This window comes from Klebsiella sp. RCJ4 (genome assembly GCF_009025755.1).
GTDB lineage: Bacteria > Pseudomonadota > Gammaproteobacteria > Enterobacterales > Enterobacteriaceae > Klebsiella > Klebsiella michiganensis.
Genome location: NZ_WCIN01000037.1, coordinates 148,974 through 172,213, shown reverse-complemented (window position 1 = coordinate 172,213; position 23,240 = coordinate 148,974). Strand labels below are relative to the sequence as shown.

The 23,240-nt window shown below is 55.4% G+C and carries 27 protein-coding genes; 20 read left to right on the top strand and 7 right to left on the bottom strand.

From position 1 onward, the window contains the following. The first annotated feature begins 88 nt into the window (after window positions 1-88). The 9 genes from hfq (at window position 89) to rlmB (ending at window position 9,754) form a co-directional block, all read left to right on the top strand. A complete protein-coding gene (hfq, locus tag F8562_RS14330) occupies window positions 89-397 on the top strand; it encodes an RNA chaperone Hfq (RefSeq protein ID WP_004097968.1) in 309 nt (102 codons plus the stop codon). Window positions 398-472: 75 nt separating this feature from the next. Further along, window positions 473-1,753 carry a ribosome rescue GTPase HflX gene (gene hflX, locus F8562_RS14325; RefSeq protein WP_004097973.1) on the top strand — a complete coding sequence of 427 codons (1,281 nt, stop codon included), beginning with the start codon at window positions 473-475 and terminating at the stop codon, window positions 1,751-1,753. A gap of 65 nt (window positions 1,754-1,818) precedes the next feature. Continuing rightward, on the top strand, window positions 1,819-3,075 hold the full coding sequence (hflK, locus tag F8562_RS14320) for an FtsH protease activity modulator HflK (protein ID WP_014227623.1): 1,257 nt from the start codon (window positions 1,819-1,821) through the stop codon (window positions 3,073-3,075). Window positions 3,076-3,077: 2 nt separating this feature from the next. Further along, on the top strand, window positions 3,078-4,082 hold the full coding sequence (hflC, locus tag F8562_RS14315) for a protease modulator HflC (RefSeq protein ID WP_004097977.1): 1,005 nt from the start codon (window positions 3,078-3,080) through the stop codon (window positions 4,080-4,082). Between the two features lie 197 nt (window positions 4,083-4,279). Beyond that, window positions 4,280-4,477: a DUF2065 domain-containing protein gene (locus tag F8562_RS14310; protein WP_004097978.1), complete on the top strand. Its 198-nt coding sequence runs from the start codon at window positions 4,280-4,282 to the stop codon at window positions 4,475-4,477. A gap of 102 nt (window positions 4,478-4,579) precedes the next feature. After that, window positions 4,580-5,878 carry an adenylosuccinate synthase gene (locus tag F8562_RS14305; protein WP_004097979.1) on the top strand — a complete coding sequence of 433 codons (1,299 nt, stop codon included), beginning with the start codon at window positions 4,580-4,582 and terminating at the stop codon, window positions 5,876-5,878. Window positions 5,879-6,027: 149 nt separating this feature from the next. Continuing rightward, window positions 6,028-6,453 carry a nitric oxide-sensing transcriptional repressor NsrR gene (nsrR, locus tag F8562_RS14300; protein ID WP_004097980.1) on the top strand — a complete coding sequence of 142 codons (426 nt, stop codon included), beginning with the start codon at window positions 6,028-6,030 and terminating at the stop codon, window positions 6,451-6,453. Between the two features lie 37 nt (window positions 6,454-6,490). Beyond that, window positions 6,491-8,941, top strand: a complete 2,451-nt coding sequence (gene rnr / locus F8562_RS14295; RefSeq protein WP_004097981.1) for a ribonuclease R — start codon at window positions 6,491-6,493, stop codon at window positions 8,939-8,941. Between the two features lie 81 nt (window positions 8,942-9,022). Next, window positions 9,023-9,754, top strand: coding sequence for a 23S rRNA (guanosine(2251)-2'-O)-methyltransferase RlmB (gene rlmB / locus F8562_RS14290; RefSeq protein WP_004109129.1), 732 nt, complete (start codon window positions 9,023-9,025; stop codon window positions 9,752-9,754). Window positions 9,755-9,799: 45 nt separating this feature from the next. On the opposite strand, the gene F8562_RS14285 is transcribed toward rlmB, so the two are convergent. Then, a complete protein-coding gene (locus F8562_RS14285) occupies window positions 9,800-10,153 on the bottom strand; it encodes a hypothetical protein (protein ID WP_014837190.1) in 354 nt (117 codons plus the stop codon). Window positions 10,154-10,258: 105 nt separating this feature from the next. Here F8562_RS14285 and F8562_RS14280 point away from each other — a divergent pair, with 105 nt between their 5' ends. Next, entirely contained in the window at window positions 10,259-11,896 is a 1,638-nt protein-coding gene (locus tag F8562_RS14280; RefSeq protein WP_014837191.1) for an isovaleryl-CoA dehydrogenase, read from the top strand. Here F8562_RS14280 and yjfN read toward each other — a convergent pair. Together yjfN and bsmA are read right to left on the bottom strand one after the other, a co-directional pair. After that, entirely contained in the window at window positions 11,887-12,162 is a 276-nt protein-coding gene (gene yjfN, locus F8562_RS14275; protein ID WP_014227626.1) for a DUF1471 family protease activator YjfN, read from the bottom strand. The two genes, F8562_RS14280 and yjfN, sit on opposite strands and share 10 nt — an antisense overlap. A 137-nt stretch (window positions 12,163-12,299) precedes the next feature. After that, on the bottom strand, window positions 12,300-12,608 hold the full coding sequence (bsmA, locus tag F8562_RS14270) for a biofilm peroxide resistance protein BsmA (RefSeq protein WP_014837192.1): 309 nt from the start codon (window positions 12,606-12,608) through the stop codon (window positions 12,300-12,302). Between the two features lie 197 nt (window positions 12,609-12,805). On the opposite strand from bsmA, the gene yjfP reads away from it, so the two are divergent. Continuing rightward, entirely contained in the window at window positions 12,806-13,522 is a 717-nt protein-coding gene (gene yjfP, locus F8562_RS14265; protein WP_014837193.1) for an esterase, read from the top strand. Here the strand turns inward: yjfP and ulaR are convergent. After that, the gene (gene ulaR, locus F8562_RS14260; RefSeq protein ID WP_014837194.1) at window positions 13,519-14,274 is read right to left on the bottom strand and encodes an HTH-type transcriptional regulator UlaR; all 756 of its coding nucleotides are present in this window, start codon (window positions 14,272-14,274) and stop codon (window positions 13,519-13,521) included. The two genes, yjfP and ulaR, sit on opposite strands and share 4 nt — an antisense overlap. A 106-nt stretch (window positions 14,275-14,380) precedes the next feature. After that, window positions 14,381-15,445, bottom strand: a complete 1,065-nt coding sequence (gene ulaG, locus F8562_RS14255) for an L-ascorbate 6-phosphate lactonase (protein ID WP_004097991.1) — start codon at window positions 15,443-15,445, stop codon at window positions 14,381-14,383. 364 nt (window positions 15,446-15,809) lie between these two features. On the opposite strand from ulaG, the gene ulaA reads away from it, so the two are divergent. From ulaA to F8562_RS14225, 6 genes are read left to right on the top strand one after another with little or no spacing between them, the layout of a single operon-like run. Next, on the top strand, window positions 15,810-17,210 hold the full coding sequence (gene ulaA / locus F8562_RS14250; RefSeq protein WP_004097992.1) for a PTS ascorbate transporter subunit IIC: 1,401 nt from the start codon (window positions 15,810-15,812) through the stop codon (window positions 17,208-17,210). A 12-nt stretch (window positions 17,211-17,222) separates the two neighbouring features. Continuing rightward, window positions 17,223-17,528, top strand: coding sequence for a PTS ascorbate transporter subunit IIB (gene ulaB, locus F8562_RS14245; protein WP_004109091.1), 306 nt, complete (start codon window positions 17,223-17,225; stop codon window positions 17,526-17,528). A gap of 9 nt (window positions 17,529-17,537) precedes the next feature. Next, window positions 17,538-18,005, top strand: a complete 468-nt coding sequence (gene ulaC, locus F8562_RS14240; protein WP_004097995.1) for a PTS ascorbate transporter subunit IIA — start codon at window positions 17,538-17,540, stop codon at window positions 18,003-18,005. Window positions 18,006-18,018: 13 nt separating this feature from the next. Beyond that, on the top strand, window positions 18,019-18,669 hold the full coding sequence (locus F8562_RS14235; protein WP_009652369.1) for a 3-keto-L-gulonate-6-phosphate decarboxylase UlaD: 651 nt from the start codon (window positions 18,019-18,021) through the stop codon (window positions 18,667-18,669). 9 nt (window positions 18,670-18,678) lie between these two features. Then, complete coding sequence (locus tag F8562_RS14230) at window positions 18,679-19,533, top strand: L-ribulose-5-phosphate 3-epimerase (protein WP_014837195.1); 855 nt, start codon at window positions 18,679-18,681, stop codon at window positions 19,531-19,533. Beyond that, window positions 19,533-20,219 (top strand): L-ribulose-5-phosphate 4-epimerase, encoded by a 687-nt coding sequence (locus F8562_RS14225; RefSeq protein ID WP_004097998.1) that lies wholly within the window; start codon window positions 19,533-19,535, stop codon window positions 20,217-20,219. The genes F8562_RS14230 and F8562_RS14225 overlap by 1 nt, the downstream gene beginning before the upstream one ends. 62 nt (window positions 20,220-20,281) lie before the next feature. Here the strand turns inward: F8562_RS14225 and F8562_RS14220 are convergent, their stop codons facing one another. Then, window positions 20,282-21,475, bottom strand: a complete 1,194-nt coding sequence (locus F8562_RS14220; protein WP_014837196.1) for an MFS transporter — start codon at window positions 21,473-21,475, stop codon at window positions 20,282-20,284. A 180-nt stretch (window positions 21,476-21,655) separates the two neighbouring features. After that, window positions 21,656-21,931: a DUF1471 domain-containing protein gene (locus F8562_RS14215; protein WP_004098000.1), complete on the bottom strand. Its 276-nt coding sequence runs from the start codon at window positions 21,929-21,931 to the stop codon at window positions 21,656-21,658. A 336-nt stretch (window positions 21,932-22,267) separates the two neighbouring features. On the opposite strand from F8562_RS14215, the gene rpsF reads away from it, so the two are divergent. The 3 genes from rpsF to rpsR are packed head-to-tail and all read left to right on the top strand — an operon-like array spanning window position 22,268 to window position 23,215. Beyond that, window positions 22,268-22,663, top strand: coding sequence for a 30S ribosomal protein S6 (rpsF, locus tag F8562_RS14210; RefSeq protein WP_004098001.1), 396 nt, complete (start codon window positions 22,268-22,270; stop codon window positions 22,661-22,663). A gap of 5 nt (window positions 22,664-22,668) precedes the next feature. Beyond that, window positions 22,669-22,983, top strand: a complete 315-nt coding sequence (gene priB / locus F8562_RS14205) for a primosomal replication protein N (protein WP_004098002.1) — start codon at window positions 22,669-22,671, stop codon at window positions 22,981-22,983. Window positions 22,984-22,987: 4 nt separating this feature from the next. Next, window positions 22,988-23,215, top strand: a complete 228-nt coding sequence (gene rpsR, locus F8562_RS14200) for a 30S ribosomal protein S18 (protein ID WP_000135199.1) — start codon at window positions 22,988-22,990, stop codon at window positions 23,213-23,215. The last annotated feature ends 25 nt before the right edge of the window (window positions 23,216-23,240 follow it).

Here is a 23,240-nt window from a genome sequence, read left to right as displayed (position 1 = left end):
GTACAATTGAACGGGTATCGTGCGTAATTTTTTTAAGAATCGTAAGGTTCTGAGTACAAAACAAGCATACATATAAGGAAAAGAGAGAATGGCTAAGGGGCAATCTTTACAAGATCCGTTCCTGAACGCTTTGCGTCGGGAACGTGTTCCGGTTTCTATTTATTTGGTGAATGGTATTAAGCTGCAAGGGCAAATTGAGTCTTTCGATCAGTTCGTGATCCTGTTGAAAAACACGGTCAGCCAGATGGTCTATAAGCACGCAATTTCTACTGTTGTCCCGTCTCGCCCGGTGTCACACCACAGCAACAATGCTGGCGGCGGTACAAACAACTATCACCACGGTGGTGGTGCGCAGGGTTCTTCTGCGCCGCAGCAAGACAGCGAAGACGCCGAATAAGGCAGATGCTGTTTTTCCACGTCGGGGAGCCAGGTTTTCTGCGTTCCCCGCTGGTATTTTATAAGGGGTTTACGCTTGTTTGACCGTTATGATGCCGGTGAGCAGGCGGTACTGGTACACATCTATTTTTCGCAAGACAAAGATATGGAAGATCTCCAGGAGTTTGAAACTCTGGCCTCTTCCGCCGGTGTCGAAGCAATGCAGGTGATTACCGGTAGCCGTAAAGCACCGCACCCGAAGTATTTTGTTGGTGAAGGTAAAGCTGTCGAAATTGCGGAAGCCGTAAAAGCGACCGGTGCATCGGTCGTGCTCTTCGATCATGCCCTGAGTCCGGCACAGGAACGAAACCTGGAGCGCTTATGCGAATGTCGGGTTATCGATCGTACCGGCCTGATTTTAGATATTTTTGCCCAGCGAGCGCGTACCCACGAAGGGAAACTGCAGGTCGAGCTGGCGCAGCTGCGCCACATGGCGACTCGCCTCGTTCGCGGCTGGACCCACCTTGAAAGACAGAAAGGCGGGATTGGTTTGCGCGGCCCGGGGGAAACCCAGCTCGAAACTGACCGCCGCTTGCTGCGTAATCGTATTATGCAGATCCTGGCGCGACTGGAAAAAGTTGAAAAACAGCGTGAGCAGGGACGGCGGTCACGCGCCAAAGCCGATATCCCAACCGTGTCGCTGGTCGGTTATACCAACGCCGGTAAATCCACGTTGTTCAACCAGATAACCGAAGCCGAGGTCTATGCTGCGAACCAGCTGTTCGCCACTCTGGATCCAACGCTGCGCCGGATTGATGTCCCTGATGTCGGCGAAACCGTCCTGGCGGATACCGTAGGCTTTATTCGCCACCTGCCGCACGATCTGGTGGCCGCGTTTAAAGCGACGCTCCAGGAGACGCGCCAGGCGACGCTGTTGCTGCATATCATTGATGCGGCCGATGTGCGCGTGCAGGAAAATATTGACGCAGTTAATACGGTGCTCGCGGAAATCGAAGCTGATGAGATCCCGGCGCTGCTGGTCATGAATAAAATCGACATGCTGGATGATTTTGAGCCGCGTATCGATCGGGATGAAGAAAATAAACCGATTCGGGTCTGGCTTTCCGCCCAGACCGGGGTTGGCGTACCGCTGCTTTTTCAGGCTTTGACGGAACGGCTTTCTGGTGAAGTGGCCCAGCACACGCTGCGCCTGCCACCGCAGGAAGGTCGGTTGAGAAGCCGGTTCTATCAGCTTCAGGCGATAGAGAAAGAGTGGATGGAGGATGACGGTAGCGTTGGTCTGCAGGTGCGCATGCCGATCGTTGACTGGCGTCGCCTCTGTAAACAAGAGCCAGCGCTGGTTGAATACGTGATTTGACCTTGCAGCTTGCCTGAAGATATTGACCCCTGTGGGGATATCAAAAACAAATATGGAGCATATACATGGCGTGGAATCAGCCCGGTAATAACGGACAGGACCGCGACCCGTGGGGAAGCAGCAATAACCAAGGCGGCAACTCTGGGGGAAATGGCAACAAAGGCGGTCGCGAGCAGGGACCTCCCGATCTGGATGATATCTTCCGTAAGCTAAGTAAAAAACTTGGCGGCCTGGGTGGCGGAAAAGGTGGACTGGGCGGCGGTAGCGGCTCTCAGGGACCTCGCGGGCCAATGGGCGGACGTATCGTCGGCATCGTTGCCGCCGCTGCGGTTATTATCTGGGCAGCCAGCGGTTTCTATACCATTAAAGAAGCTGAACGTGGCGTCGTCACTCGCTTTGGTAAATTTAGCCATCTGGTTGAGCCTGGCCTTAACTGGAAACCTACTTTCATTGATAACGTTCAGGCGGTTAACGTTGAGTCGGTCCGCGAACTGGCGGCTTCCGGCGTCATGCTGACGTCTGACGAAAACGTCGTGCGCGTTGAGATGAACGTGCAGTACCGCGTGACCGATCCGGAACGCTATCTGTTTAGCGTCACCAGCGCGGACGACAGCCTGCGTCAGGCCACCGACAGCGCCCTGCGTGGCGTGATCGGTAAATACACCATGGACCGTATCCTGACCGAAGGACGTACCGTCATTCGTAGCGATACCCAGCGCGAGCTGGAAGAGACCATTCGTCCGTACAACATGGGTATCACCCTGCTCGACGTCAACTTCCAGACGGCGCGTCCGCCGGAGGAAGTAAAAGCCGCGTTTGATGATGCGATTGCCGCGCGTGAAAACGAACAGCAGTACATTCGTGAAGCGGAAGCTTACACCAACGAAGTCCAGCCGCGGGCTAACGGTCAGGCGCAGCGTATCCTTGAAGAGGCTCGCGCCTATAAGACCCAGACCGTTCTTGAAGCGCAGGGTGAAGTGGCTCGTTTTGCAAAAATTCTGCCTGAGTATAAAGCGGCTCCGGAAATTACCCGCGAGCGTCTGTATATCGAAACCATGGAAAAAGTGCTGAGCCATACGCGCAAAGTGCTGGTTAACGATAAGGGGAGCAACCTGATGGTTCTGCCTCTGGATCAGATGCTGAAAGGCGCCGGCGCGCCGGCGGCAAAGAGCGATAGCAGTGGCGCAAGCGATCTGCTGCGTCTGCCGCCTGCAGCCAGCTCAAACAGCGCCAGTAACGCTTCTACCTCTACGGGAGGCACCATTATGGACCAACGCCGCGCCAACGCGCAGCGTAACGACTACCAGCGTCAGGGGGAATAACGATGCGTAAATCTGTTATCGCGATAATTGTCATCGTGCTGGTGGTGCTCTACATGTCCATCTTTGTGGTCAAAGAGGGCGAGCGCGGCATCACGCTGCGTTTTGGTAAAGTTCTGCGCGACGATGAAAACAAACCGCTGGTGTACGCGCCTGGCCTTCACTTCAAGATTCCTTTTATTGAATCCGTGAAGATGCTTGATGCGCGTATCCAGACGATGGACAACCAGGCCGACCGCTTTGTTACCAAAGAGAAGAAGGACCTGATTGTTGACTCTTACATCAAGTGGCGCATCAGCGACTTTAGCCGTTACTACCTGGCAACCGGCGGCGGTGACGTTTCCCAGGCCGAGGTGCTGCTGAAGCGTAAATTCTCTGACCGTCTACGTTCTGAAATTGGCCGTCTGGATGTGAAAGACATCGTGACCGACTCCCGCGGCCGTCTGACCCTGGAAGTCCGCGATGCGCTGAACTCAGGTTCTGCGGGCACAGAAGATGAAGTCAGTACGCCGGCTGCCGATGACGCGATTGCTAAAGCGGCGGAGCGTGTTGAAGCAGAAACGAACGGTAAGGTTCAGGTGATCAACCCGAACAGTATGGCGGCGCTGGGTATTGAAGTCGTCGACGTGCGTATTAAACAGATCAACCTGCCTGCCGAAGTGTCTGAAGCGATCTACAACCGTATGCGCGCCGAGCGTGAAGCGGTAGCGCGTCGTCACCGTTCACAGGGTCAGGAAGAAGCTGAAAAACTGCGCGCGACCGCGGATTATGAAGTGACCAAAACGCTGGCGGAAGCCGAGCGTCAGGGGCGTATTCTGCGCGGTGAAGGCGATGCTGAATCGGCGAAACTGTTTGCTGATGCATTCAGCCAGGATCCAGGCTTCTATGCCTTTATCCGTAGCCTGCGTGCGTATGAGAACAGCTTCCAGAGCAATCAGGATGTAATGGTTCTCAGCCCGGACAGCGATTTCTTCCGCTATATGAAATCACCCACGTCAGCGACCCGCTGATAAGCAATGAGTAAGCAAAAAGGCGCCCGTTGAGGCGCCTTTTTTACAATGTTCGCAGCGGATTTGGGTTCGCCAATGGGTTATGTATTTTGTTTCATAAAGCCGGTTCATAACAATGATGAAATACCGGAGAATATGAATTGAGCAACGACTCACAGGGGTGAGCGACGGTGGCTGTACTTAAATAAAGGTGAATAATGAACTCAACAATCTGGCTGGCACTGGCGCTGGTTTTAGTACTTGAAGGGCTTGGGCCATTGCTTTATCCGCGCGCGTGGCGTCGAATGGTCGCCACGATGAGCCAATTACCGGATAATTTATTACGCCGGTTTGGCGGAGGTCTTGTGGTTGCCGGTATCGTCATCTACTACATGTTGAGGAAAACGATTGGCTGAGCGTAAAGTAGACTAATTTCCCGCCTTTTGAGTGCAAAAAGTGCTGTAACTCTGAAAAAGCGATGGTAGAATCCATTTTTAAGCAAACGGTGATTTTGAAAAATGGGTAACAACGTCGTCGTACTGGGCACCCAATGGGGTGACGAAGGTAAAGGGAAGATCGTCGATCTCCTGACTGAACGGGCTAAATATGTTGTGCGCTATCAGGGCGGTCACAACGCCGGCCATACTCTCGTAATCAACGGTGAAAAAACCGTCCTCCATCTCATTCCATCAGGTATTCTTCGCGAGAATGTCACCAGCATCATCGGTAACGGTGTCGTGCTTTCTCCGGCTGCGCTGATGAAAGAGATGAAAGGTCTGGAAGACCGTGGTATCCCTGTCCGCGAGCGTCTGCTGCTTTCTGAAGCGTGCCCGCTTATCCTCGAATATCACGTTGCGCTGGATGTTGCGCGTGAAAAAGCGCGCGGCGCGAAAGCTATCGGTACGACCGGTCGCGGTATCGGCCCGGCTTACGAAGATAAAGTGGCTCGCCGCGGTCTGCGCGTTGGCGATCTGTTTGATAAAGCCACCTTCGCTGAGAAACTGAAAGAAGTGATGGAATATCACAACTTCCAGCTGGTGAATTTCTACAAAGCTGAAGCGGTTGACTACCAGAAGGTTCTCGATGACGTCATGGCGATTGCCGACATCCTGACCGCGATGGTTGTTGACGTTTCCGATCTGCTTGACCAGGCGCGCAAGCGTGGCGATTTCGTCATGTTTGAAGGCGCACAGGGTACGCTGCTCGATATCGACCACGGTACCTATCCGTACGTAACCTCTTCCAACACCACCGCAGGTGGCGTGGCGACCGGCTCCGGTCTGGGGCCGCGTTATGTAGACTACGTTCTGGGTATCATCAAAGCCTACTCCACTCGCGTAGGCGCGGGTCCGTTCCCGACTGAGCTGTTTGATGAAACCGGCGAGTTCCTGTGCAAGCAGGGTAACGAGTTTGGCGCTACCACCGGCCGTCGTCGTCGTACCGGCTGGCTGGATGCCGTAGCGGTGCGCCGCGCGGTGCAGATTAACTCCCTGTCCGGTTTCTGCCTGACTAAGCTGGACGTCCTGGACGGCCTGAAAGAAGTTAAAATCTGCGTAGCCTACCGGATGCCGGATGGCCGCGAAGTGACGACCACTCCGCTGGCTGCTGACAACTGGGAAGGCATCGAGCCGATTTACGAAACCATGCCGGGCTGGTCTGAAACCACCTTTGGCGTGAAAGAGCGCAGCGGTCTGCCGCAGGCAGCGCTGAACTACATCGCACGCATTGAAGAGCTGACCGGCGTACCGGTTGATATTATCTCTACCGGTCCTGACCGTACCGAGACGATGATTTTGCGCGATCCGTTCGACGCATAACGATCTCCAGGGGCGCCGTTAAGGCGCCTCTTGTTTTTGCTGTTCGCCCGCCCCATTTAAATAAATTAGCGGCCTGAGCGCTGGCTGGTTTATCATCAATAGTAATTGTCTACCGACGCACTCTGTTTTTCTTTTCCCTGAGGTTGATTGTGCAGTTAACGAGTTTCACTGATTACGGATTACGCGCGCTGATTTATATGGCGTCGCTACCGGATGGAAGAATGACCAGCATCTCCGAAGTGACGGAGGTTTACGGCGTTTCCCGTAATCATATGGTTAAAATAATCAATCAGCTAAGTCGCGTGGGGTACGTGACGGCGGTACGGGGAAAAAACGGGGGAATTCGTCTGGGGAAACCGGCAAATATGATTCGCGTGGGTGATGTTGTTCGCGATCTGGAGCCGCTCTCGTTGGTCAACTGCAGCAGCGAATTTTGCCATATTACGCCCGCCTGTCGTCTGAAACAGGCGCTTGCTGAAGCCGCGCAAAGTTTTCTCAAGGAACTGGATAACTACACGCTGGCCGATTTGGTTGAAAAGAATCAACCGCTTTATAAATTATTGCTGGTGGAGTGACGTAAACTTCACTGGAGATGACAACGGAGGAACCGACATGTCACAAGATCCTTTCCTGGACCGCGAATCTGAAAAATACGCTAATCCAATCCCGAGCCGGGAATTTATCCTCGATCATTTAGCAAAACGCGAAAAACCGGCTAGCCGAGATGAGCTGGCAATAGAGCTGAATATTGAAGGCGAAGAACAACAAGAAGCATTGCGCCGCAGACTGCGCGCAATGGAACGCGATGGTCAGCTGGTCTTTACGCGTCGTCAGTGCTATGCGTTGCCGGAACGTCTTGACCTGCTGAAAGGGACCGTTATCGGTCATCGCGATGGTTATGGCTTCCTGCGCGTTGAAGGCCGTAAAGATGACCTGTATCTGTCGTCCGAGCAGATGAAAACCTGTATTCACGGCGATCAGGTGCTGGCGCAGCCGCTGGGCGCCGACCGTAAAGGCCGTCGCGAAGCGCGTATTGTCCGCGTACTGGTGCCAAAAACGGGCCAGATTGTGGGCCGCTACTTTACCGATGCGGGCGTTGGCTTCGTGGTGCCGGATGACAGCCGCCTGAGCTTCGATATCCTGATCCCCCCGGAACAGATCATGGGCGCGCGGATGGGGTTTGTGGTGGTGGTTGAGCTGACCCAGCGCCCAACCCGCCGCACCAAAGCGGTCGGCAAGATCGTTGAGGTCCTCGGCGACAATATGGGTACCGGCATGGCGGTCGATATGGCCCTGCGCACCCATGAAATTCCCTACGTCTGGCCGCCAGCGGTCGAAAAACAGGTGGCCGGCCTGAAAGAACAGGTACCGGAAGAGGCGAAACAAGGGCGCGTTGATTTACGTAGCCTGCCGCTGGTCACCATTGATGGCGAAGACGCCCGTGACTTTGATGATGCCGTGTACTGCGAGAAGAAACGCGGCGGTGGCTGGCGTCTGTGGGTGGCGATCGCCGATGTGAGCTACTACGTGCGCCCGGGTACGCCGCTGGATGGCGAAGCGCGCAGCCGCGGTACGTCGGTCTACTTCCCGTCTCAGGTGGTTCCGATGCTGCCTGAAGTGCTCTCTAACGGCCTGTGTTCACTGAATCCTCAGGTCGACAGGCTCTGTATGGTTTGTGAAATGACGATTTCGGCCAAGGGGCGCCTGACCGGCTTCAAATTCTACGAAGCGGTGATGAGCTCCCATGCCCGTCTGACCTATACCAAAGTCTGGCATATGCTGCAGGGCGACCAGGATCTGCGTGAGCAGTACGCGCCGCTGGTTAAGCATATTGAAGAGCTGCATAACCTCTACAAAGTGCTGGACGGCGCGCGTGAAGAGCGCGGCGGTATCTCATTTGAGAGTGAAGAAGCTAAATTCATCTTTAATGCTGAACGCCGTATTGAACGTATTGAGCAGACCCAGCGTAACGACGCGCACAAGCTGATTGAAGAGTGCATGATCCTGGCGAACATCTCCGCTGCGCGCTTCGTTGAGAAGGCCGAGGAACCGGCGCTGTTCCGTATCCATGACAAACCGAGTACGGAAGCGATTACCGCATTCCGTTCGGTGCTCGCGGAGCTGGGGCTTGAGCTGCCTGGCGGCAACAAGCCGGAGCCGCGCGACTATGCGGAATTACTGACCTCTATCGCCGATCGTCCGGATGCAGAGATGCTGCAAACTATGCTGCTGCGGTCGATGAAACAGGCGATATACGATCCGGAAAACCGCGGTCACTTTGGTCTGGCGCTGCAATCCTATGCCCATTTCACCTCGCCGATTCGCCGCTATCCTGACCTTTCGCTGCATCGCGCGATCAAGTATTTACTGGCGAAAGAGCAGGGACATAAAGGCAATAGCACCGAGACCGGCGGCTGGCACTACAGCATGGACGAGATGCTGCAGCTGGGGGCGCACTGTTCGATGACCGAGCGTCGTGCTGATGAAGCGACGCGCGATGTTTCGGACTGGCTGAAGTGTGATTTCATGCTGGATCAGGTGGGTAACGTCTTTAAGGGCGTGATTGCCAGCGTGACCGGCTTTGGTTTCTTCGTCCGTCTGGATGAGCTGTTTATTGATGGTCTGGTGCACGTCTCTTCCCTCGATAACGACTACTACCGCTTCGATCAGGTCGGGCAGCGTCTGATTGGTGAATCCGGCGGCCAGACCTATCGACTGGGCGATCGCGTGGAAGTGCGCGTTGAAGCGGTCAACATGGACGAGCGTAAAATTGACTTCTCGCTTATCTCCAGCGAGCGCGCGCCGCGCAACGTCGGTAAGACCGAGCGTGAAAAAGCGAAGAAAGGCGGCGCAGGTAAATCTTCCGGACGTCGCCGTCAGGCGGGCAAGCAGGTAAACTTCGAGCCGGATAGCGCATTCCGCAAACAGAAAGGTCAGTCTCAGCCGAAAGCCGCTCAGCCAAAAGGCGAGAAGAAAGCGAAAAAGCCGTCGGAGAAAACCCAGAAGATAGCCGCAGCGACCAAAGCCAAGCGCGCGGCGAAGAAAAAGAATATCGCTGAGTAGTGCGATTCCCTTTACCCCCGCGCCTCCCGACATCGTGGCGGGGGGAAGGGAACGAATAACAGAACCTAAACGAGTAGATAAATGAGTGAAATGATTTACGGCATCCACGCGGTGCAGGCACTGCTGGAGCGCGCTCCTGAACGTTTTCAGGAAGTCTTTATTCTGAAAGGCCGTGAGGATAAGCGCCTTATGCCGCTGATCCATGCCCTGGAAGCGCAGGGCGTGGTGATTCAGGTCGCCAGCCGCCAGTTTCTGGATGAGAAAAGCGAAGGCGCCGTTCATCAGGGAATTATTGCCCGCGTGAAGCCCGGACGTCAGTATCAGGAGAACGATCTGCCGGATCTGATCGCCTCTCTCGATCAGCCGTTCTTTTTGATCCTCGACGGCGTGACCGATCCGCACAACCTTGGCGCCTGTTTACGTAGCGCTGACGCCGCTGGCGTGCATGCGGTGATTGTCCCCAAAGACCGTTCTGCGCAGCTGAATGCCACGGCGAAAAAAGTGGCCTGCGGCGCGGCGGAAAACGTCCCGCTGATCCGCGTCACCAACCTGGCGCGTACCATGCGTCTGCTGCAGGAAGAGAACGTCTGGATCGTCGGCACCGCCGGTGAGGCCGATCACACGCTGTTCCAGAGCAAAATGACCGGATCGCTGGCGCTGGTCATGGGGGCGGAAGGCGAAGGCATGCGCCGCCTGACCCGGGAGCACTGCGACGAGTTGATCAGCATCCCGATGGCCGGTAGCGTGTCGTCGCTGAACGTATCGGTCGCCACCGGTATTTGCCTGTTTGAAGCGGTACGCCAGCGCAGCTAATCTCTTCTTTCCAAATAAGCCATTCTCTGGAATGGCTTATCTTCTTTAGTTCTGACCGCCTTCTCGCTCTATCCGACGGGCAATGTCGAGACCTCTTTCAACATAGTTCAGGACCTGGCTCAAGGGTAATTCCTCTCCCGGTTCATCTCCCGTTTGCTCGATGAATTTAAGCTGCGCACCTCGATTCTTTAATACTTTGATGAGATTAAGAAAACTTCCAATAGGATTCTGCTCTTCCAGAATGTCATCGCAGATTTTGTTTTCATCAAATGAGGTGACGTAACCGGAAGCGTTCAGGTTCTGTTTGATAGCCCTCATCGCGAGATGAGGAAGATGGTGGTGGATAAGCGGAATATAGTTCGGCGCATTTTGCCGATCTTCAATAATTAAATGAATCATGAAATTCCCTTTCTGATTGTGAGAGAACTTTATAACAGAGTTCTCTGACGGAAAGTGCGCCGTTGTCCATACTTATGGATAGAGCCATTGAAGGAGGGAAACATAATGCACTGGCAAACTCATACCGTATTTAATCAACCCTCGCCGCTATGTAACAGTAACTTATTCCTGTCCGATACCGCCCTGCGTGAAGCCGTCATCCGCGAAGGCGCGGGCTGGGATGGCGATCTGCTGGCGAGCATTGGCCAACAGCTGGGGACGGCCGAATCGCTGGAACTGGGGCGCCTGGCCAACAGCAATCCGCCGGAACTGCTGCGCTATGACGCAACGGGATCGCGTCTTGACGATGTGCGTTTCCATCCCGCCTGGCATTTACTGATGCAGGGGCTGTGCGCTAACCGGGTACATAATCTTGCCTGGCAGGAAGAGGCTCGCGAAGGTGCCTTCGTTGCCCGCGCTGCCCGCTTTATGCTGCATGCGCAGGTCGAGGCGGGCACCCTGTGCCCCACTACCATGACCTTTGCCGCTATTCCATTGCTGCAGCGCTCCTTACCCGAGACTTTTAGCGACTGGCTATCGCCGCTATTAAGCGATCGCTACGATCCGCACCTTGTGCCGGGTAATCAGAAACGCGGGCTGCTTATCGGGATGGGGATGACGGAAAAGCAGGGCGGGTCCGATGTCCTGAGCAACACGACGCGAGCGGAGAAAAGCGCAGAAGGCTTTTATCATCTGATCGGTCATAAATGGTTTTTCTCGGTACCGCAGAGCGATGCTCATCTGGTGCTGGCTCAGGCGCCGGCGGGCCTCTCCTGCTTTTTTGTTCCGCGCCTGTTGCCGGATGGACAGCGTAACGGCGTACATCTGGAAAGGCTGAAAGATAAATTAGGTAACCGCGCGAACGCCAGCAGCGAAGTCGAGTTTTTCAATGCCTGCGGCTGGCTGGTCGGGGAAGAGGGCGATGGCGTCCGGCAAATTCTCAAAATGGGCGGCCTGACCCGTTTTGACTGCGCGCTGGGTAGCCATGCGCTGATGCGCCGGGCCTATTCGGTAGCGCTATACCATGCTCTGCAGCGTCAGGCATTTGGTAAAAATCTGGTCGATCAGCCGATAATGCGTCAGGTTCTGGGGCAGATGGCGCTGCGGCTGGAAGGGCAAACCGCCTTTCTGTTCCGCCTGGCGAGGGCCTGGGACAGGCGCGACGATGTGCAGGAAGCGCTATGGGCAAGGCTGTTCACGCCCGCCGTGAAATTTGCTGTCTGCAAATCCGGGATCGCGTTCGTCGCCGAGGCGATGGAGGTACTGGGTGGCTCAGGCTATTGTGAAGAGAGTGAATTACCGCGTTTGTACCGTGAAATGCCGGTAAACAGCATCTGGGAAGGTTCCGGTAATATTATGTGTCTGGACGTGATGCGGGTTCTGATGAAGCAGCCGGCGGCGCTCGAACTTCTGGCGGCGGAGTGCGCGGAAGTGAAAGGGCAAAATCGTCATTTCGATCGGACGTGGCGGCAGCTGCAGCAGTGGCTACGGCGGCCTCTGGAAGAGCAGGGGCGGGAGATTACCCGGATGGTCTATATGCTGGGCGTTGGGGCGCAGCTATTACGCTTCGCGTCACCGCCGCTGGCCGAGGCCTGGTGCCGTATGATGCTCGACGCGCGCGGCGGCATGCGGCTGGATGAGCAGACGCTGGATGACTTACTGTTACGGGCAACGGGGCGTGGACGACAGGCGCCTCAGGCATAAAGAATGGCCTGTACCCGCCAGTTATCCGGCTGCTGCTCCTCGTACATCTGGACGATGCGATACCAGGAGGCGCCCTGCTCATCGGCCTGCACGGCGATAGCGTGTTCAACATCCTGCTGGCTGCCCGAGATGTTGTTAACGCAAATCAGGCCAATTTCGTTCAGGCCCGTTACGCAGTCAGCGCTGGCAAACTCCGCTGACTGCGCGGAAGTATTGGCCGTGACGGTGGTCAACATCAGGCTGGGTAGGGTAAAAGTTCGTTTCATCGTCAGCTCCATTTCACATAGTCCTGAGGGCAGTCCGTTGCTAACGTTCTGCCTGGTTACAGCTGGCCGAACGTTATTATGCACAGAAGAACGTGAATGGATGCAAAGCAGTGTAAAGCTGGCTTAAAGGTTGACCGCTATTTACGGTACAAAATTGCCTGCGAATACCACTGGCCCGGAACCATGGTGTCATCAATCATTATGATGACGTAGTAATCCGCTTTAGCCGCCTCAGCTTTGACCTTTAGCGCAGCCTCGACATCCATCGGTGAGCCGTACATTAATACGCTCACCGTCCCCATCTTCTGCAGACCCGCCGTCTGATTACGCTGGATCTCTTGTGGATGGGCGGTTGCCGGCGGCGGCGCCTTTGGCGTCCCCTGTAGGGCGCTACAGCCGGTTAAAGCGATTGCCATTAACCACGGTGCAAACCTACGCATAACCATATCTCGTTTCCTGTTAGTCATAGTGTAGTGGTAGCCTGAATGTCATTTCCGGGGAATGTTCCCAAATTGTTATCCCGTACGCGATTTTCGAATGAAAATATCGTGAAAGCGTAATCTGGTTCTCAAGATTATGAATCATGTGCGAACGAGCGACTTGAGTAATAACATAACATCACTTGAGAGAAAGGAGACGGTAAATGATCGCACTAGAAATGCGTAACCTTGCGGGTGGGGAGGTTCTCCATGCGTACCCGCAGGGCGCCGCGGATACGGCGCTGCCTTGCATTGTCTTTTATCATGGTTTTACCTCTTCTAAGCTGGTCTACAGCTATTTTGCCGTTGCGCTTGCAAAGGCGGGGTTTCGGGTGATTATGCCTGATGCAGCGGAACACGGCGCGCGCTACCGGGGAGACGAACAGGGGCGGATGCAGCGCTTCTGGCCGATTCTGATGAACAATTTTATTGAATTTCCGGCACTACAGGAGGCGATTCGGGATCGGGGATGGCTTGCTGACGACAGGCTGGCGGTGGCAGGCGCATCGATGGGCGGAATGACGGCATTAGGGATTATGACCCACCACCCGGAGCTGAAAAGCGTAGCCTGCCTGATGGGGTCAGGCTATTTCAGTTCGCTCTCGCAGGCGCTTTTCCCTTCGCCTTCGTTCGATGCAGAACAGCTGGTGGCGTGGGACGTCAGCCAGCAGCTGGCGACCCTGGCCAGCCGTCCGCTGCTGCTCTGGCACGGCGATGAAGATGATGTCGTGCCGCCGGGGGAAACCTTCCGCCTGCAGCAGGCGCTGCAGCAAAACGCGCTGGCCGACAATTTAACCTGCCTCTGGCAGAAAGGCGTCCGCCACCGCATTACGCCGGAAGCGTTAGCCGCGACGGTGGACTTTTTTCAACGTCACCTTTAAACGCGAATCACCTGTACGCCCTGATCCTCAAGCTGCTTGAGGATCGCCTCATCCGCCTGTTTACCGGTAATCACCAGGTCGATTTGCCCGGCCTGGCTAAAGAGCATTCCGGCGCGTTCGCCGACTTTGCTGCTGTCGACCAGGACCGCGAGTTTGCCGACGACGTTAAGCATTTTTTGCTCCGCCATCGCCGTCAGCATATCGGTTTTATACAGCCCTTCGGCGGTCAACCCTTTGCCGCTGGTGAACATCCAGTGCCCGGCATACAGGCTGTTTTCGCTGCCCTGCGGGCTCAGGGTGATAGAGTGGCTGCGGTTATACTGCCCGCCCATAATGATGACGCTGTCGTGTTCCTGATCGATCAGATAGTTGGCCAGCGGCAAATAGTTGGTGATGATCTGTACCGGTTTGCCGCACAGCTCCTGCCCAAGCAGGAATGCGGTAGAGCCGCAGTTAATGACGATGCTTTCGCCAGGGTTGACCAGCTGCGAAGCCGCACGCGCAATCCGTACCTTCTCATCGTGGTTTTGCGCCTGGTGAATATTCATTGGCGACCAGCGCGGGCGCTGCTCGCTGACGGCTTCCGCGCCGTTGCGGACTTTTTTCAGCCTGCCGCTTTCGTCGAGTTTGTTGATATCGCGTCGTGCCGTCGCCGGAGAAATTCCCAGCCGGGAAATCACCTGCTCCACGGTGACAAATCCCGTTTGTGCCAGCAAATCCAGTAAAATTTGATGTCTTTGCGCTTCCGTCATGAGCAAATCCGATTAAAAGTGATAAGCAAAGATGATATTTGAAATCAGGTGAAAATACTAATGCTGACGGGGATAATTTCCGGCGGGCGGTCCCGCCGGAGAAGCCTTACAGGAACGACTTAAAGGGCAGGTCCGGTTCCATCGTGAAGCAATCGTCGAATCCGCGCGGATAATGGTATTCGAAGTTGTCTTTATCCAGCGGCCAGGTGAATTTTCCGCCCACCTGCCAGATGAAAGGCTTAAAGCCATACTGCAGACGATCTTTTTTCATCTCCCACAAAACGCGGATTTCCTGCGGATCGGCCTGGAAGTTTGACCAGATATCGTGATGGAACGGGATTACCACTTTAGCATTCAGCGACTCGGCCATGCGCAGGATATCGGCGCTGGTCATTTTGTCGGTGATACCGCGCGGGTTCTCGCCATAGGAGCCCAGCGCCACGTCGATCTGGTGTTCGTTACCGTGCTTCGCGTAGTAGTTGGAGTAGTGGGAATCGCCGCTGTGATACAGGTTGCCGCCCGGCGTTTTGAACAAATAGTTCACCGCGCGCTGATCCATTCCGTCCGGCAGGACGCCTGCGGCTTTTTGATCCGCGGGTAAGGTGATCAGGGCCGTACGGTCAAAAGCGTCAAGCGCGTGGATTTCAACATCCTTTATTTTAACCACATCCCCTGGTTTCATCACGATACAGCGCTCTTTTGGAACGCCCCAGCCCATCCACAGGTCGACGCAGGTTTGCGGGCCGATGAACGGCACGTCCTCGGCGCAGTTCTGCATGACCGCGGCGGCCACGTTCACATCAATATGATCGTTATGATCGTGGGTGGACAGTACGGCGTCGATCTGGCGAATAGCGAACGGATCGAGAACAAACGGAGTGGTGCGCAGGTTTGGCTGGAGTTTCTTCACGCCGGCCATACGCTGCATCTGGTGACCGGTTTTCATCAGCGGGTTCCCGTGGCTTTGCTTGCCGGTACCGCACCAGAAATCGACGCAGATATTGGCTCCGCCCTCGGATTTCAGCCAGATGCCCGTACAGCCCAACCACCACATGGCAAAGGTGCCCGGCGCAACCTGCTCTTGTTCAATTTCTTCGTTCAGCCAGCTACCCCACTCCGGAAAAGTGTTCAGGATCCATGATTCGCGGGTGATGGTTTGTACTTTACTCATTTGTTTTTCCCTCACATATTATCAAAAGTAATCACAATGTGATTTGTTTTGACGAATACTGGCACCGTTTGTTCAGGATTGCAATCCTGAAATTTGCCATTCATGAGAGGGATCGTGGAGGGTAAAAAGAGGGGCAGGCTGACGTTATGACATGAGTTATGTTTTATTTAATTGATTTAAATATACTATTTCACAGTTTGTAGAAATGAGAATTAATACGATGGCGGATTGTGTGATTATTTGCGGCGTGCGTCACATTAAATCAAATATAATCTTGTTGTGATTATTTTTGATTATTAGAGTGATCGCAACAACCAACCTGGGCGTAGCGTGCGTTCAGAGCGTCCACCTTCTGGAGTGTGTTATGGAGATTCTCTACCACATCTTTACCGTGTTCTTTAACCAGGTTATGACCAACGCCCCGCTGCTGCTGGGTATTGTGACCTGCCTGGGCTATATCCTGCTGCGCAAAAGCGCCAGCGTTATTGTTAAAGGGACGATTAAAACCATTATCGGTTTTATGCTGCTGCAGGCCGGCTCCGGCATTCTGACCAGCACGTTTAAGCCGGTCGTGGCGAAAATGTCTGAGGTTTACGGCATTAACGGCGCTATCTCCGATACCTACGCGTCAATGATGGCCACGATCGAACGCATGGGCGACGCCTACAGCTGGGTGGGCTATGCCGTACTGTTAGCCCTGGCGCTGAATATCTGTTATGTCCTGCTGCGGCGTATTACCGGTATTCGCACCATCATGCTGACCGGGCACATCATGTTCCAGCAGGCGGGGCTGATTGCCGTCTCTTTTTACATCTTCGGCTACCCGATGTGGACGACCATCATCTGTACGGCGGTACTGGTGTCACTCTATTGGGGCATTACCTCGAACATGATGTATAAGCCGACTCAGGAAGTGACCGACGGCTGCGGCTTCTCCATCGGACACCAGCAGCAGTTCGCTTCATGGATTGCTTACAAGGTCGCCCCGTATCTGGGCAAAAAAGAGGAGAGCGTTGAGGATCTTAAGCTGCCGGGCTGGCTGAACATCTTTCACGACAACATCGTCTCCACGGCCATCGTGATGACCATTTTCTTCGGCGCGATACTGCTCTCCTTCGGCATCGACACCGTACAGGCGATGGCGGGTAACACCCACTGGACGGTCTATATCCTGCAAACGGGCTTCTCGTTCGCCGTCGCGATTTTCATTATCACCCAGGGCGTGCGCATGTTCGTCGCCGAACTTTCCGAGGCGTTCAACGGTATCTCCCAGCGCCTGATTCCCGGCGCCGTACTGGCCATTGACTGTGCGGCGATCTATAGCTTTGCGCCAAACGCCGTCGTCTGGGGCTTTATGTGGGGCACCATCGGTCAGCTGATCGCCGTCGGTATTCTGGTCGGCTTCGGCTCTTCCATTCTGATTATTCCGGGCTTTATCCCGATGTTTTTCTCGAACGCCACCATCGGCGTCTTTGCTAACCACTTTGGCGGCTGGCGCGCGGCGCTCAAGATTTGTCTGGTGATGGGCATGATCGAAATCTTTGGCTGCGTCTGGGCGGTGAAGCTGACCGGCATGAGCGCCTGGATGGGCATGGCGGACTGGTCAATTCTGGCGCCGCCGATGATGCAGGGCTTCGCCTCCATCGGTATCGCGTTTATGGCCGTCATTATCATTATCGCACTGGCTTATATGTTCTTCGCAGGGCGCACGCTGCGCGCTGAAGAGGACGCGGAAAAACAACTGGCAGATGCTTCTGCTCAATAAGGAGTTTTGACTATGACCGTACGTATTCTGGCTGTATGTGGCAACGGGCAAGGCAGTTCCATGATCATGAAGATGAAGGTGGACCAGTTTTTGACCCAGTCAAATATCGATCACACGGTAAACAGCTGCGCGGTGGGGGAATACAAAAGTGAACTCAACGGCGCGGACATCATCATCGCCTCCACCCATATCGCCGGTGAGATTAGCGTCTCCGGCAACAAATACGTGGTTGGCGTGCGCAACATGCTCTCGCCTGCGGATTTTGGCCCGAAACTGCTGGAGGTGATCAAAGCGCACTTCCCGCAGGATGTGAAGTAAGGACGCCAAATGAAATTACGTGATTCGCTGGTGGAGAACAACTCCATCCTTTTACAGGCCGACGCCAGCACCTGGCAGGAAGCCGTCAAGCTGAGCGTGGATTTACTGGTGAAGGCGGATGTCGTGGAGCCGCGCTACTACCAGGCCATTCTGGATGGCGTTGCTCAGCACGGCCCTTATTTTGTGATTGCTCCCGGTCTGGCGATGCCGCACGGTCGGCCGGAAGAGGGGGTGAAGAAAACGGGCTTTGCGCTGGTTACGCTGAAAACGCCGCTGGTTTTCAATCATGAGGATAACGACCCGGTCGACATCCTGATCACCATGGCGGCCGTGGATGCCAATACCCATCAGGAAGTCGGCATCATGCAGATCGTCAACCTGTTTGAAGATGAAGCCAATTTTGACCGTTTACGCGCCTGCCGCTCCGCGCAGGAAGTTCTGGAATTAATTGATAACGCTACGGCAGCGGCCGTTTAAAAGGAACACCAAAATGTCATTACCTATGTTGCAGGTTGCGCTCGATAACCAATCTATGTCTTCCGCGTATGAAACGACGCGCCTGATTGCCGATGAAGTGGACATTATTGAAGTCGGTACCATTCTCTGCGTGGCTGAGGGCGTACGCGCCGTTCGCGACCTGAAGGCGCTCTATCCCAACAAAATCGTGCTGGCGGACGCCAAAATCGCCGATGCCGGTAAAATTCTCTCCCGCATGTGCTTTGAAGCCAACGCTGACTGGGTCACCGTGATCTGCTGCGCGGACATCAACACCACCAAAGGCGCGCTGGACGTGGCGAAAGAGTTCAACGGCGACGTCCAGATCGAACTGACCGGCTACTGGACCTGGGAGCAGGCGCAGGAGTGGCGTGAAGCGGGCGTTCAGCAGGTGGTTTATCACCGCAGCCGCGATGCCCAGGCCGCCGGCGTAGCGTGGGGCGAGGCGGATATCAGCGCGATCAAACGCCTGTCCGGGATGGGCTTTAAAGTCACCGTCACCGGCGGCCTGGCGCTGGAGGATTTGCCGCTGTTCCAGGGGATTCCGATCCACGTCTTTATCGCCGGTCGCAGCATTCGCGACGCCGCTTCCCCGGTGGAAGCCGCGCGGCAGTTTAAACGTTCGATCGCCCAGCTGTGGGGCTAAGGAGCGGCTATGCAGTCGAAACCTATTCCGCTCGGCATCTATGAAAAAGCGCTCCCCGCCGGGGAGTGCTGGCTGGAACGTCTGCGGCTGGCTAAGGCGCTCGGTTTTGATTTCGTCGAAATGTCGGTCGATGAAACTGACGACCGCCTGGCCCGGCTCGACTGGAGCCGGGAGCAGCGCTTCGCGCTGGTTAACGCGATTGCGGAAACCGGGGTGCGCGTGCCCTCAATGTGCCTGAGCGCCCATCGGCGCTTCCCGCTCGGTAGCGAAGACGACGCGGTACGGGCGCAGGGCCTGGAGATTATGCGCAAAGCGATTCGGCTGGCGCAGGATGTGGGGATTCGCGTAATCCAGCTGGCGGGCTACGACGTCTACTACCAGGAAGCCAATAACGAGACGCGCCGTCGTTTCCGCGATGGGCTAAAAGAGAGCGTTGAAATGGCCAGCCGCGCGCAGGTAACGCTGGCGATGGAAATTATGGACTACCCGCTGATGAACTCGATCAGCAAGGCGCTGGGCTACGCCCACTACCTGAATAATCCGTGGTTCCAGCTCTATCCGGACATCGGCAACCTTTCCGCCTGGGATAATGACGTACAGATGGAGCTTCAGGCCGGGATGGGGCATATCGTGGCGGTGCACATAAAAGACACGAAACCCGGCGTATTTAAAAACGTGCCGTTCGGCGAAGGCGTCGTCGATTTTGAACGTTGTTTCGAAACGCTCAAGCAGACGGGCTACTGCGGCCCGTATCTAATTGAAATGTGGAGCGAAACGACCGACGATCCGGCCGCCGAGGTCGCGAAAGCGCGCGATTGGGTGAAGGCGCGGATGGCCAGCGCCGGTCTGCTGGAGGTGGCATAATGCAAACGCTGAAACGGCAGGTTTTCGACGCCAATATGGATTTACCGCGCTACGGCCTGGTCACTTTTACCTGGGGTAACGTCAGCGCTATCGACCGCGAACGCGGGCTGGTGGCGATTAAGCCCAGCGGCGTCGCCTACGAGACCATGAAAGCGGACGATATGGTGGTCGTGGATCTCGAGGGGAACGTGGTGGAAGGACGCTATCGTCCTTCTTCCGATACCGCCACGCATCTGGCGCTGTATCGCCGCTATCCGAGCCTTGGCGGCGTGGTGCATACCCACTCGACGCACGCGACGGCCTGGGCGCAGGCGGGTCTGGCCATTCCCGCGCTGGGGACGACCCACGCGGACTACTTCTTTGGCGACATTCCCTGCACCCGGGCGTTAAGCGCGCAGGAAGTGGCGGAGGCTTATGAGCTGAACACGGGCCACGTGATTATCGAAACGCTGGGTGACGTTGAGCCGCTGCATACGCCGGGCATCGTGGTCTATCAGCATGGGCCTTTTGCCTGGGGCAAGGATGCGCACGATGCGGTGCATAACGCGGTGGTGATGGAAGAGGTGGCGCGGATGGCGTGGATTGCTCGCGCGATCAACCCGCAGCTGAAGCCCATCGATAGCTGGCTGATGGATAAACATTTTATGCGCAAGCACGGGCCAGATGCCTATTACGGGCAAAAGTGAAACAGGTGCTCCGGAGCATTTCATCTTTATGATGAATCAACCGGTCTGCTCCGGAGCCATTTTTAGTTTTGCTGATAAGCCGACGGCATGCAGCGCATACTAACCAGCGTCACAACGCAGATTATCGCGCCGGCGTAAAACGTCGAGGCGGCGCCCAGAACTTCCCACAGCACGCCCGCACCTGCGCTGGCCAGCAGCAGGGCGATGCCGCTCATTAGGTTGAACATCCCGAACGCTGTTCCGCGCAGTTCAGGCGGGGCGGTGTGCGCCACCATCGCCGCCAGCAGACCCTGCGTCATGCCCATATGAATACCCCACAGCGCGACGCCGGCTAAAAGCGTGCTCCAGTGGCTGCTGAGCGCCAGCACGATATCGGCGGCGATCAGCACCAGCAGGCCCCACTGCAGCATTTTGCTGTGGCTCATGCTGTCCGATAGTTTCCCGAATGGATAGGCGGTCAGGCTGTAAACCAGATTCATGGCGACCATCACCAGCGGAATAGCGAACAGCGGGATCGCCATCTGCTGGGCGCGCAGGACCAGAAAGGCTTCGCTGAAGCGGGCAAGGGTAAAAATCGAGCCGATAGCCACCACCCACCAGTAGGCAGCGGAAAGCTTCTTGAGATTCTCGCGGCGCAGGGGGTTAGTGCGTTTCTGGACGACCGCCGTCCTGGGCTCTTTTAATCCAAAGCCCAGTAAAGCGATAGAGAGAACGGCGGGGATCGCCGCGACCCAAAAAATAGACTGGAAATCGTTATCCCAGAGAAACATCAGCGCGACGGCAAGCAGCGGCCCCAGAAAAGCGCCGATGGTATCCAGCGACTGGCGCAGCCCGTAGGCGGCTCCGCGAATTTCCGGCGGTGTGACGTCGGCGACCAGCGCATCCCGCGGCGCGCCGCGTATCCCTTTGCCCACGCGGTCGATCATCCGGGCGCTAAACACTACGCCTGAGGTGGGCGCGATGGCGAAAAGAGGCTTGCTCAGCGCACCTAGGCCATAGCCGAGCAGCGCCAGCCCTTTACGTTTGCCGACATAATCGCTGATGACGCCGGAAAACACCTTCAGTATCAGCGCGGTGGCTTCCGCGACGCCTTCGATAATGCCGATAACAATGACGCTGGCTCCCAGCGTGGTGGCCATAAATAGAGGGAGCAGGCTGTGGATCATTTCCGAGGAAACATCCATCAGCAGGCTAACGCCGCCAAGAACCCAAACCCCTTTTGGGATACGGCTTAGCGTGGCAAAACGCGGAACCATGAAGCACTCCGGATAATCATGCGGTTAAAGAGTGATTAAATCAGGTTACGCTGGCGCTGATAAGTCACGAGAAAAAATAATTCTCAATTGCATTAAGGCGCGATTGTGCGGGTATGACCGCCGGGCAATGCCATCGTTGGCTTCCCCCTGCAACGGGAAGAAGCCAACGATCCGGGAAAACTAGCGGTAAATGGCGGCACTGGCGTGAATGGCGCCGTCGCTTCCCGGTTCATGAATGAGGATCGGCTGGAAGTACTTCGCTCCCTGAGCATCGCTCTGCTGGCTAAGCGCCTGGTCGGCTTCCTGCTCGGTGGCGATGTTGTGGTTGATATAGATAACGCCGAGGCTCTGCACATCGTCCATGTTGCGGGCCTGGCGGGCATCGATTTTAATAGCAGCCAGCGCGTTGGCGCTCAACAAAAGCGCTGCCATCATGGTTATGAGGATGTATTTCATCACCTACCTCCTTATGACGCTCCTGACGTTCACCCGCTTCCCTGGGGTATGGATTGCTTCTGATCTAAGTGTAATCTCTGCCTGTCTGGCGTATCGCGACCATTTCTGATGCAGTTGTTCAAAAAATTGTCGCTTCCGTCGTTGATTAATTTTAAATCACTGGCTTAAGGCCACTTCGCGCTTAGTGCGAATTATTTGCACAATTTACTTGTCTTAAACCCCGCTCGCCCGTATTATGACGCGTCAATTTTTCAGCCGCCCTTTAACACGTTCCTTGCCTCCATGGGCCGCGGCTGACCCAGACAGGAGGCTGAATAATCCGTAAGGAGCAATTCGATGCGTCATTACGAAATCGTTTTTATGGTCCATCCTGACCAGAGCGAACAGGTTCCGGGCATGATCGAACGTTACACTGGTGCAATCACTGCAGCAGAAGGTACGATCCACCGTCTGGAAGACTGGGGCCGCCGTCAGCTGGCTTATCCGATCAACAAACTGCACAAAGCTCACTACGTTCTGCTGAACGTTGAAGCGCCGCAGGAAGCGATCGATGAGCTGGAAACTAACTTCCGCTTCAACGACGCCGTTATCCGCAGCATGGTAATGCGTACTAAGCACGCTGTTACCGAAGCATCTCCGATGGTTAAAGCGAAAGACGAGCGCCGTGAGCGTCGCGAAGATTTCGCCAACGAAACCGCAGATGATTCTGAAGCTGGGGATTCTGAAGAGTAATCCTGATGACCAACCGTCTGGAGCTGTCCGGCATTGTATGCAGGACTCCACTTCGTAAGGTCAGCCCGTCAGGAATTCCACACTGCCAGTTCGTGCTTGAGCATCGTTCAGTGCAGGAGGAAGCCGGTTTTCACCGGCAGGCATGGTGCCAGATGCCCGTGATAATTAGCGGACACCAGAACCAGGCCATTACTCACAGTATAACGGTCGGTAGCGCAGTAATCGTTCGAGGGTTCATCTCTTGCCACAAGGCAAAGAACGGCTTGAGCAAAATGGTTCTGCATGCCGAGCAGATTGAATTGATAGATTCTGGAGACTAGCCATATGGCACGTTATTTCCGTCGTCGCAAGTTCTGCCGTTTCACCGCGGAAGGCGTTCAAGAGATCGACTATAAAGATATCGCTACGCTGAAAAACTACATCACCGAAAGCGGTAAGATTGTCCCGAGCCGTATCACCGGTACCCGTGCAAAATATCAGCGTCAGCTGGCACGCGCTATCAAACGCGCTCGCTACCTGTCCCTGCTGCCGTACACTGATCGTCATCAGTAATCGGTCACGGTCCATTAATACGACT

Coding starts and splice junctions, on each gene's coding strand:
- bsmA (WP_014837192.1), bottom strand. CDS start 12,608: ATGGTTATGCGTAGGTTTGCACCGTGGTTAATGGCAATCGCTTTAACC.
- rlmB (WP_004109129.1), top strand. CDS start 9,023: ATGAGTGAAATGATTTACGGCATCCACGCGGTGCAGGCACTGCTGGAG.
- F8562_RS14225 (WP_004097998.1), top strand. CDS start 19,533: ATGCAAACGCTGAAACGGCAGGTTTTCGACGCCAATATGGATTTACCG.
- F8562_RS14230 (WP_014837195.1), top strand. CDS start 18,679: ATGCAGTCGAAACCTATTCCGCTCGGCATCTATGAAAAAGCGCTCCCC.
- F8562_RS14220 (WP_014837196.1), bottom strand. CDS start 21,475: ATGGTTCCGCGTTTTGCCACGCTAAGCCGTATCCCAAAAGGGGTTTGG.
- ulaA (WP_004097992.1), top strand. CDS start 15,810: ATGGAGATTCTCTACCACATCTTTACCGTGTTCTTTAACCAGGTTATG.
- rpsF (WP_004098001.1), top strand. CDS start 22,268: ATGCGTCATTACGAAATCGTTTTTATGGTCCATCCTGACCAGAGCGAA.
- F8562_RS14305 (WP_004097979.1), top strand. CDS start 4,580: ATGGGTAACAACGTCGTCGTACTGGGCACCCAATGGGGTGACGAAGGT.
- F8562_RS14215 (WP_004098000.1), bottom strand. CDS start 21,931: ATGAAATACATCCTCATAACCATGATGGCAGCGCTTTTGTTGAGCGCC.
- ulaG (WP_004097991.1), bottom strand. CDS start 15,445: ATGAGTAAAGTACAAACCATCACCCGCGAATCATGGATCCTGAACACT.
- yjfN (WP_014227626.1), bottom strand. CDS start 12,162: ATGAAACGAACTTTTACCCTACCCAGCCTGATGTTGACCACCGTCACG.
- hflK (WP_014227623.1), top strand. CDS start 1,819: ATGGCGTGGAATCAGCCCGGTAATAACGGACAGGACCGCGACCCGTGG.
- ulaB (WP_004109091.1), top strand. CDS start 17,223: ATGACCGTACGTATTCTGGCTGTATGTGGCAACGGGCAAGGCAGTTCC.
- F8562_RS14235 (WP_009652369.1), top strand. CDS start 18,019: ATGTCATTACCTATGTTGCAGGTTGCGCTCGATAACCAATCTATGTCT.
- F8562_RS14285 (WP_014837190.1), bottom strand. CDS start 10,153: ATGATTCATTTAATTATTGAAGATCGGCAAAATGCGCCGAACTATATT.
- priB (WP_004098002.1), top strand. CDS start 22,669: ATGACCAACCGTCTGGAGCTGTCCGGCATTGTATGCAGGACTCCACTT.
- hflC (WP_004097977.1), top strand. CDS start 3,078: ATGCGTAAATCTGTTATCGCGATAATTGTCATCGTGCTGGTGGTGCTC.
- F8562_RS14280 (WP_014837191.1), top strand. CDS start 10,259: ATGCACTGGCAAACTCATACCGTATTTAATCAACCCTCGCCGCTATGT.
- F8562_RS14310 (WP_004097978.1), top strand. CDS start 4,280: ATGAACTCAACAATCTGGCTGGCACTGGCGCTGGTTTTAGTACTTGAA.
- hfq (WP_004097968.1), top strand. CDS start 89: ATGGCTAAGGGGCAATCTTTACAAGATCCGTTCCTGAACGCTTTGCGT.
- ulaR (WP_014837194.1), bottom strand. CDS start 14,274: ATGACGGAAGCGCAAAGACATCAAATTTTACTGGATTTGCTGGCACAA.
- rpsR (WP_000135199.1), top strand. CDS start 22,988: ATGGCACGTTATTTCCGTCGTCGCAAGTTCTGCCGTTTCACCGCGGAA.
- rnr (WP_004097981.1), top strand. CDS start 6,491: ATGTCACAAGATCCTTTCCTGGACCGCGAATCTGAAAAATACGCTAAT.
- ulaC (WP_004097995.1), top strand. CDS start 17,538: ATGAAATTACGTGATTCGCTGGTGGAGAACAACTCCATCCTTTTACAG.
- yjfP (WP_014837193.1), top strand. CDS start 12,806: ATGATCGCACTAGAAATGCGTAACCTTGCGGGTGGGGAGGTTCTCCAT.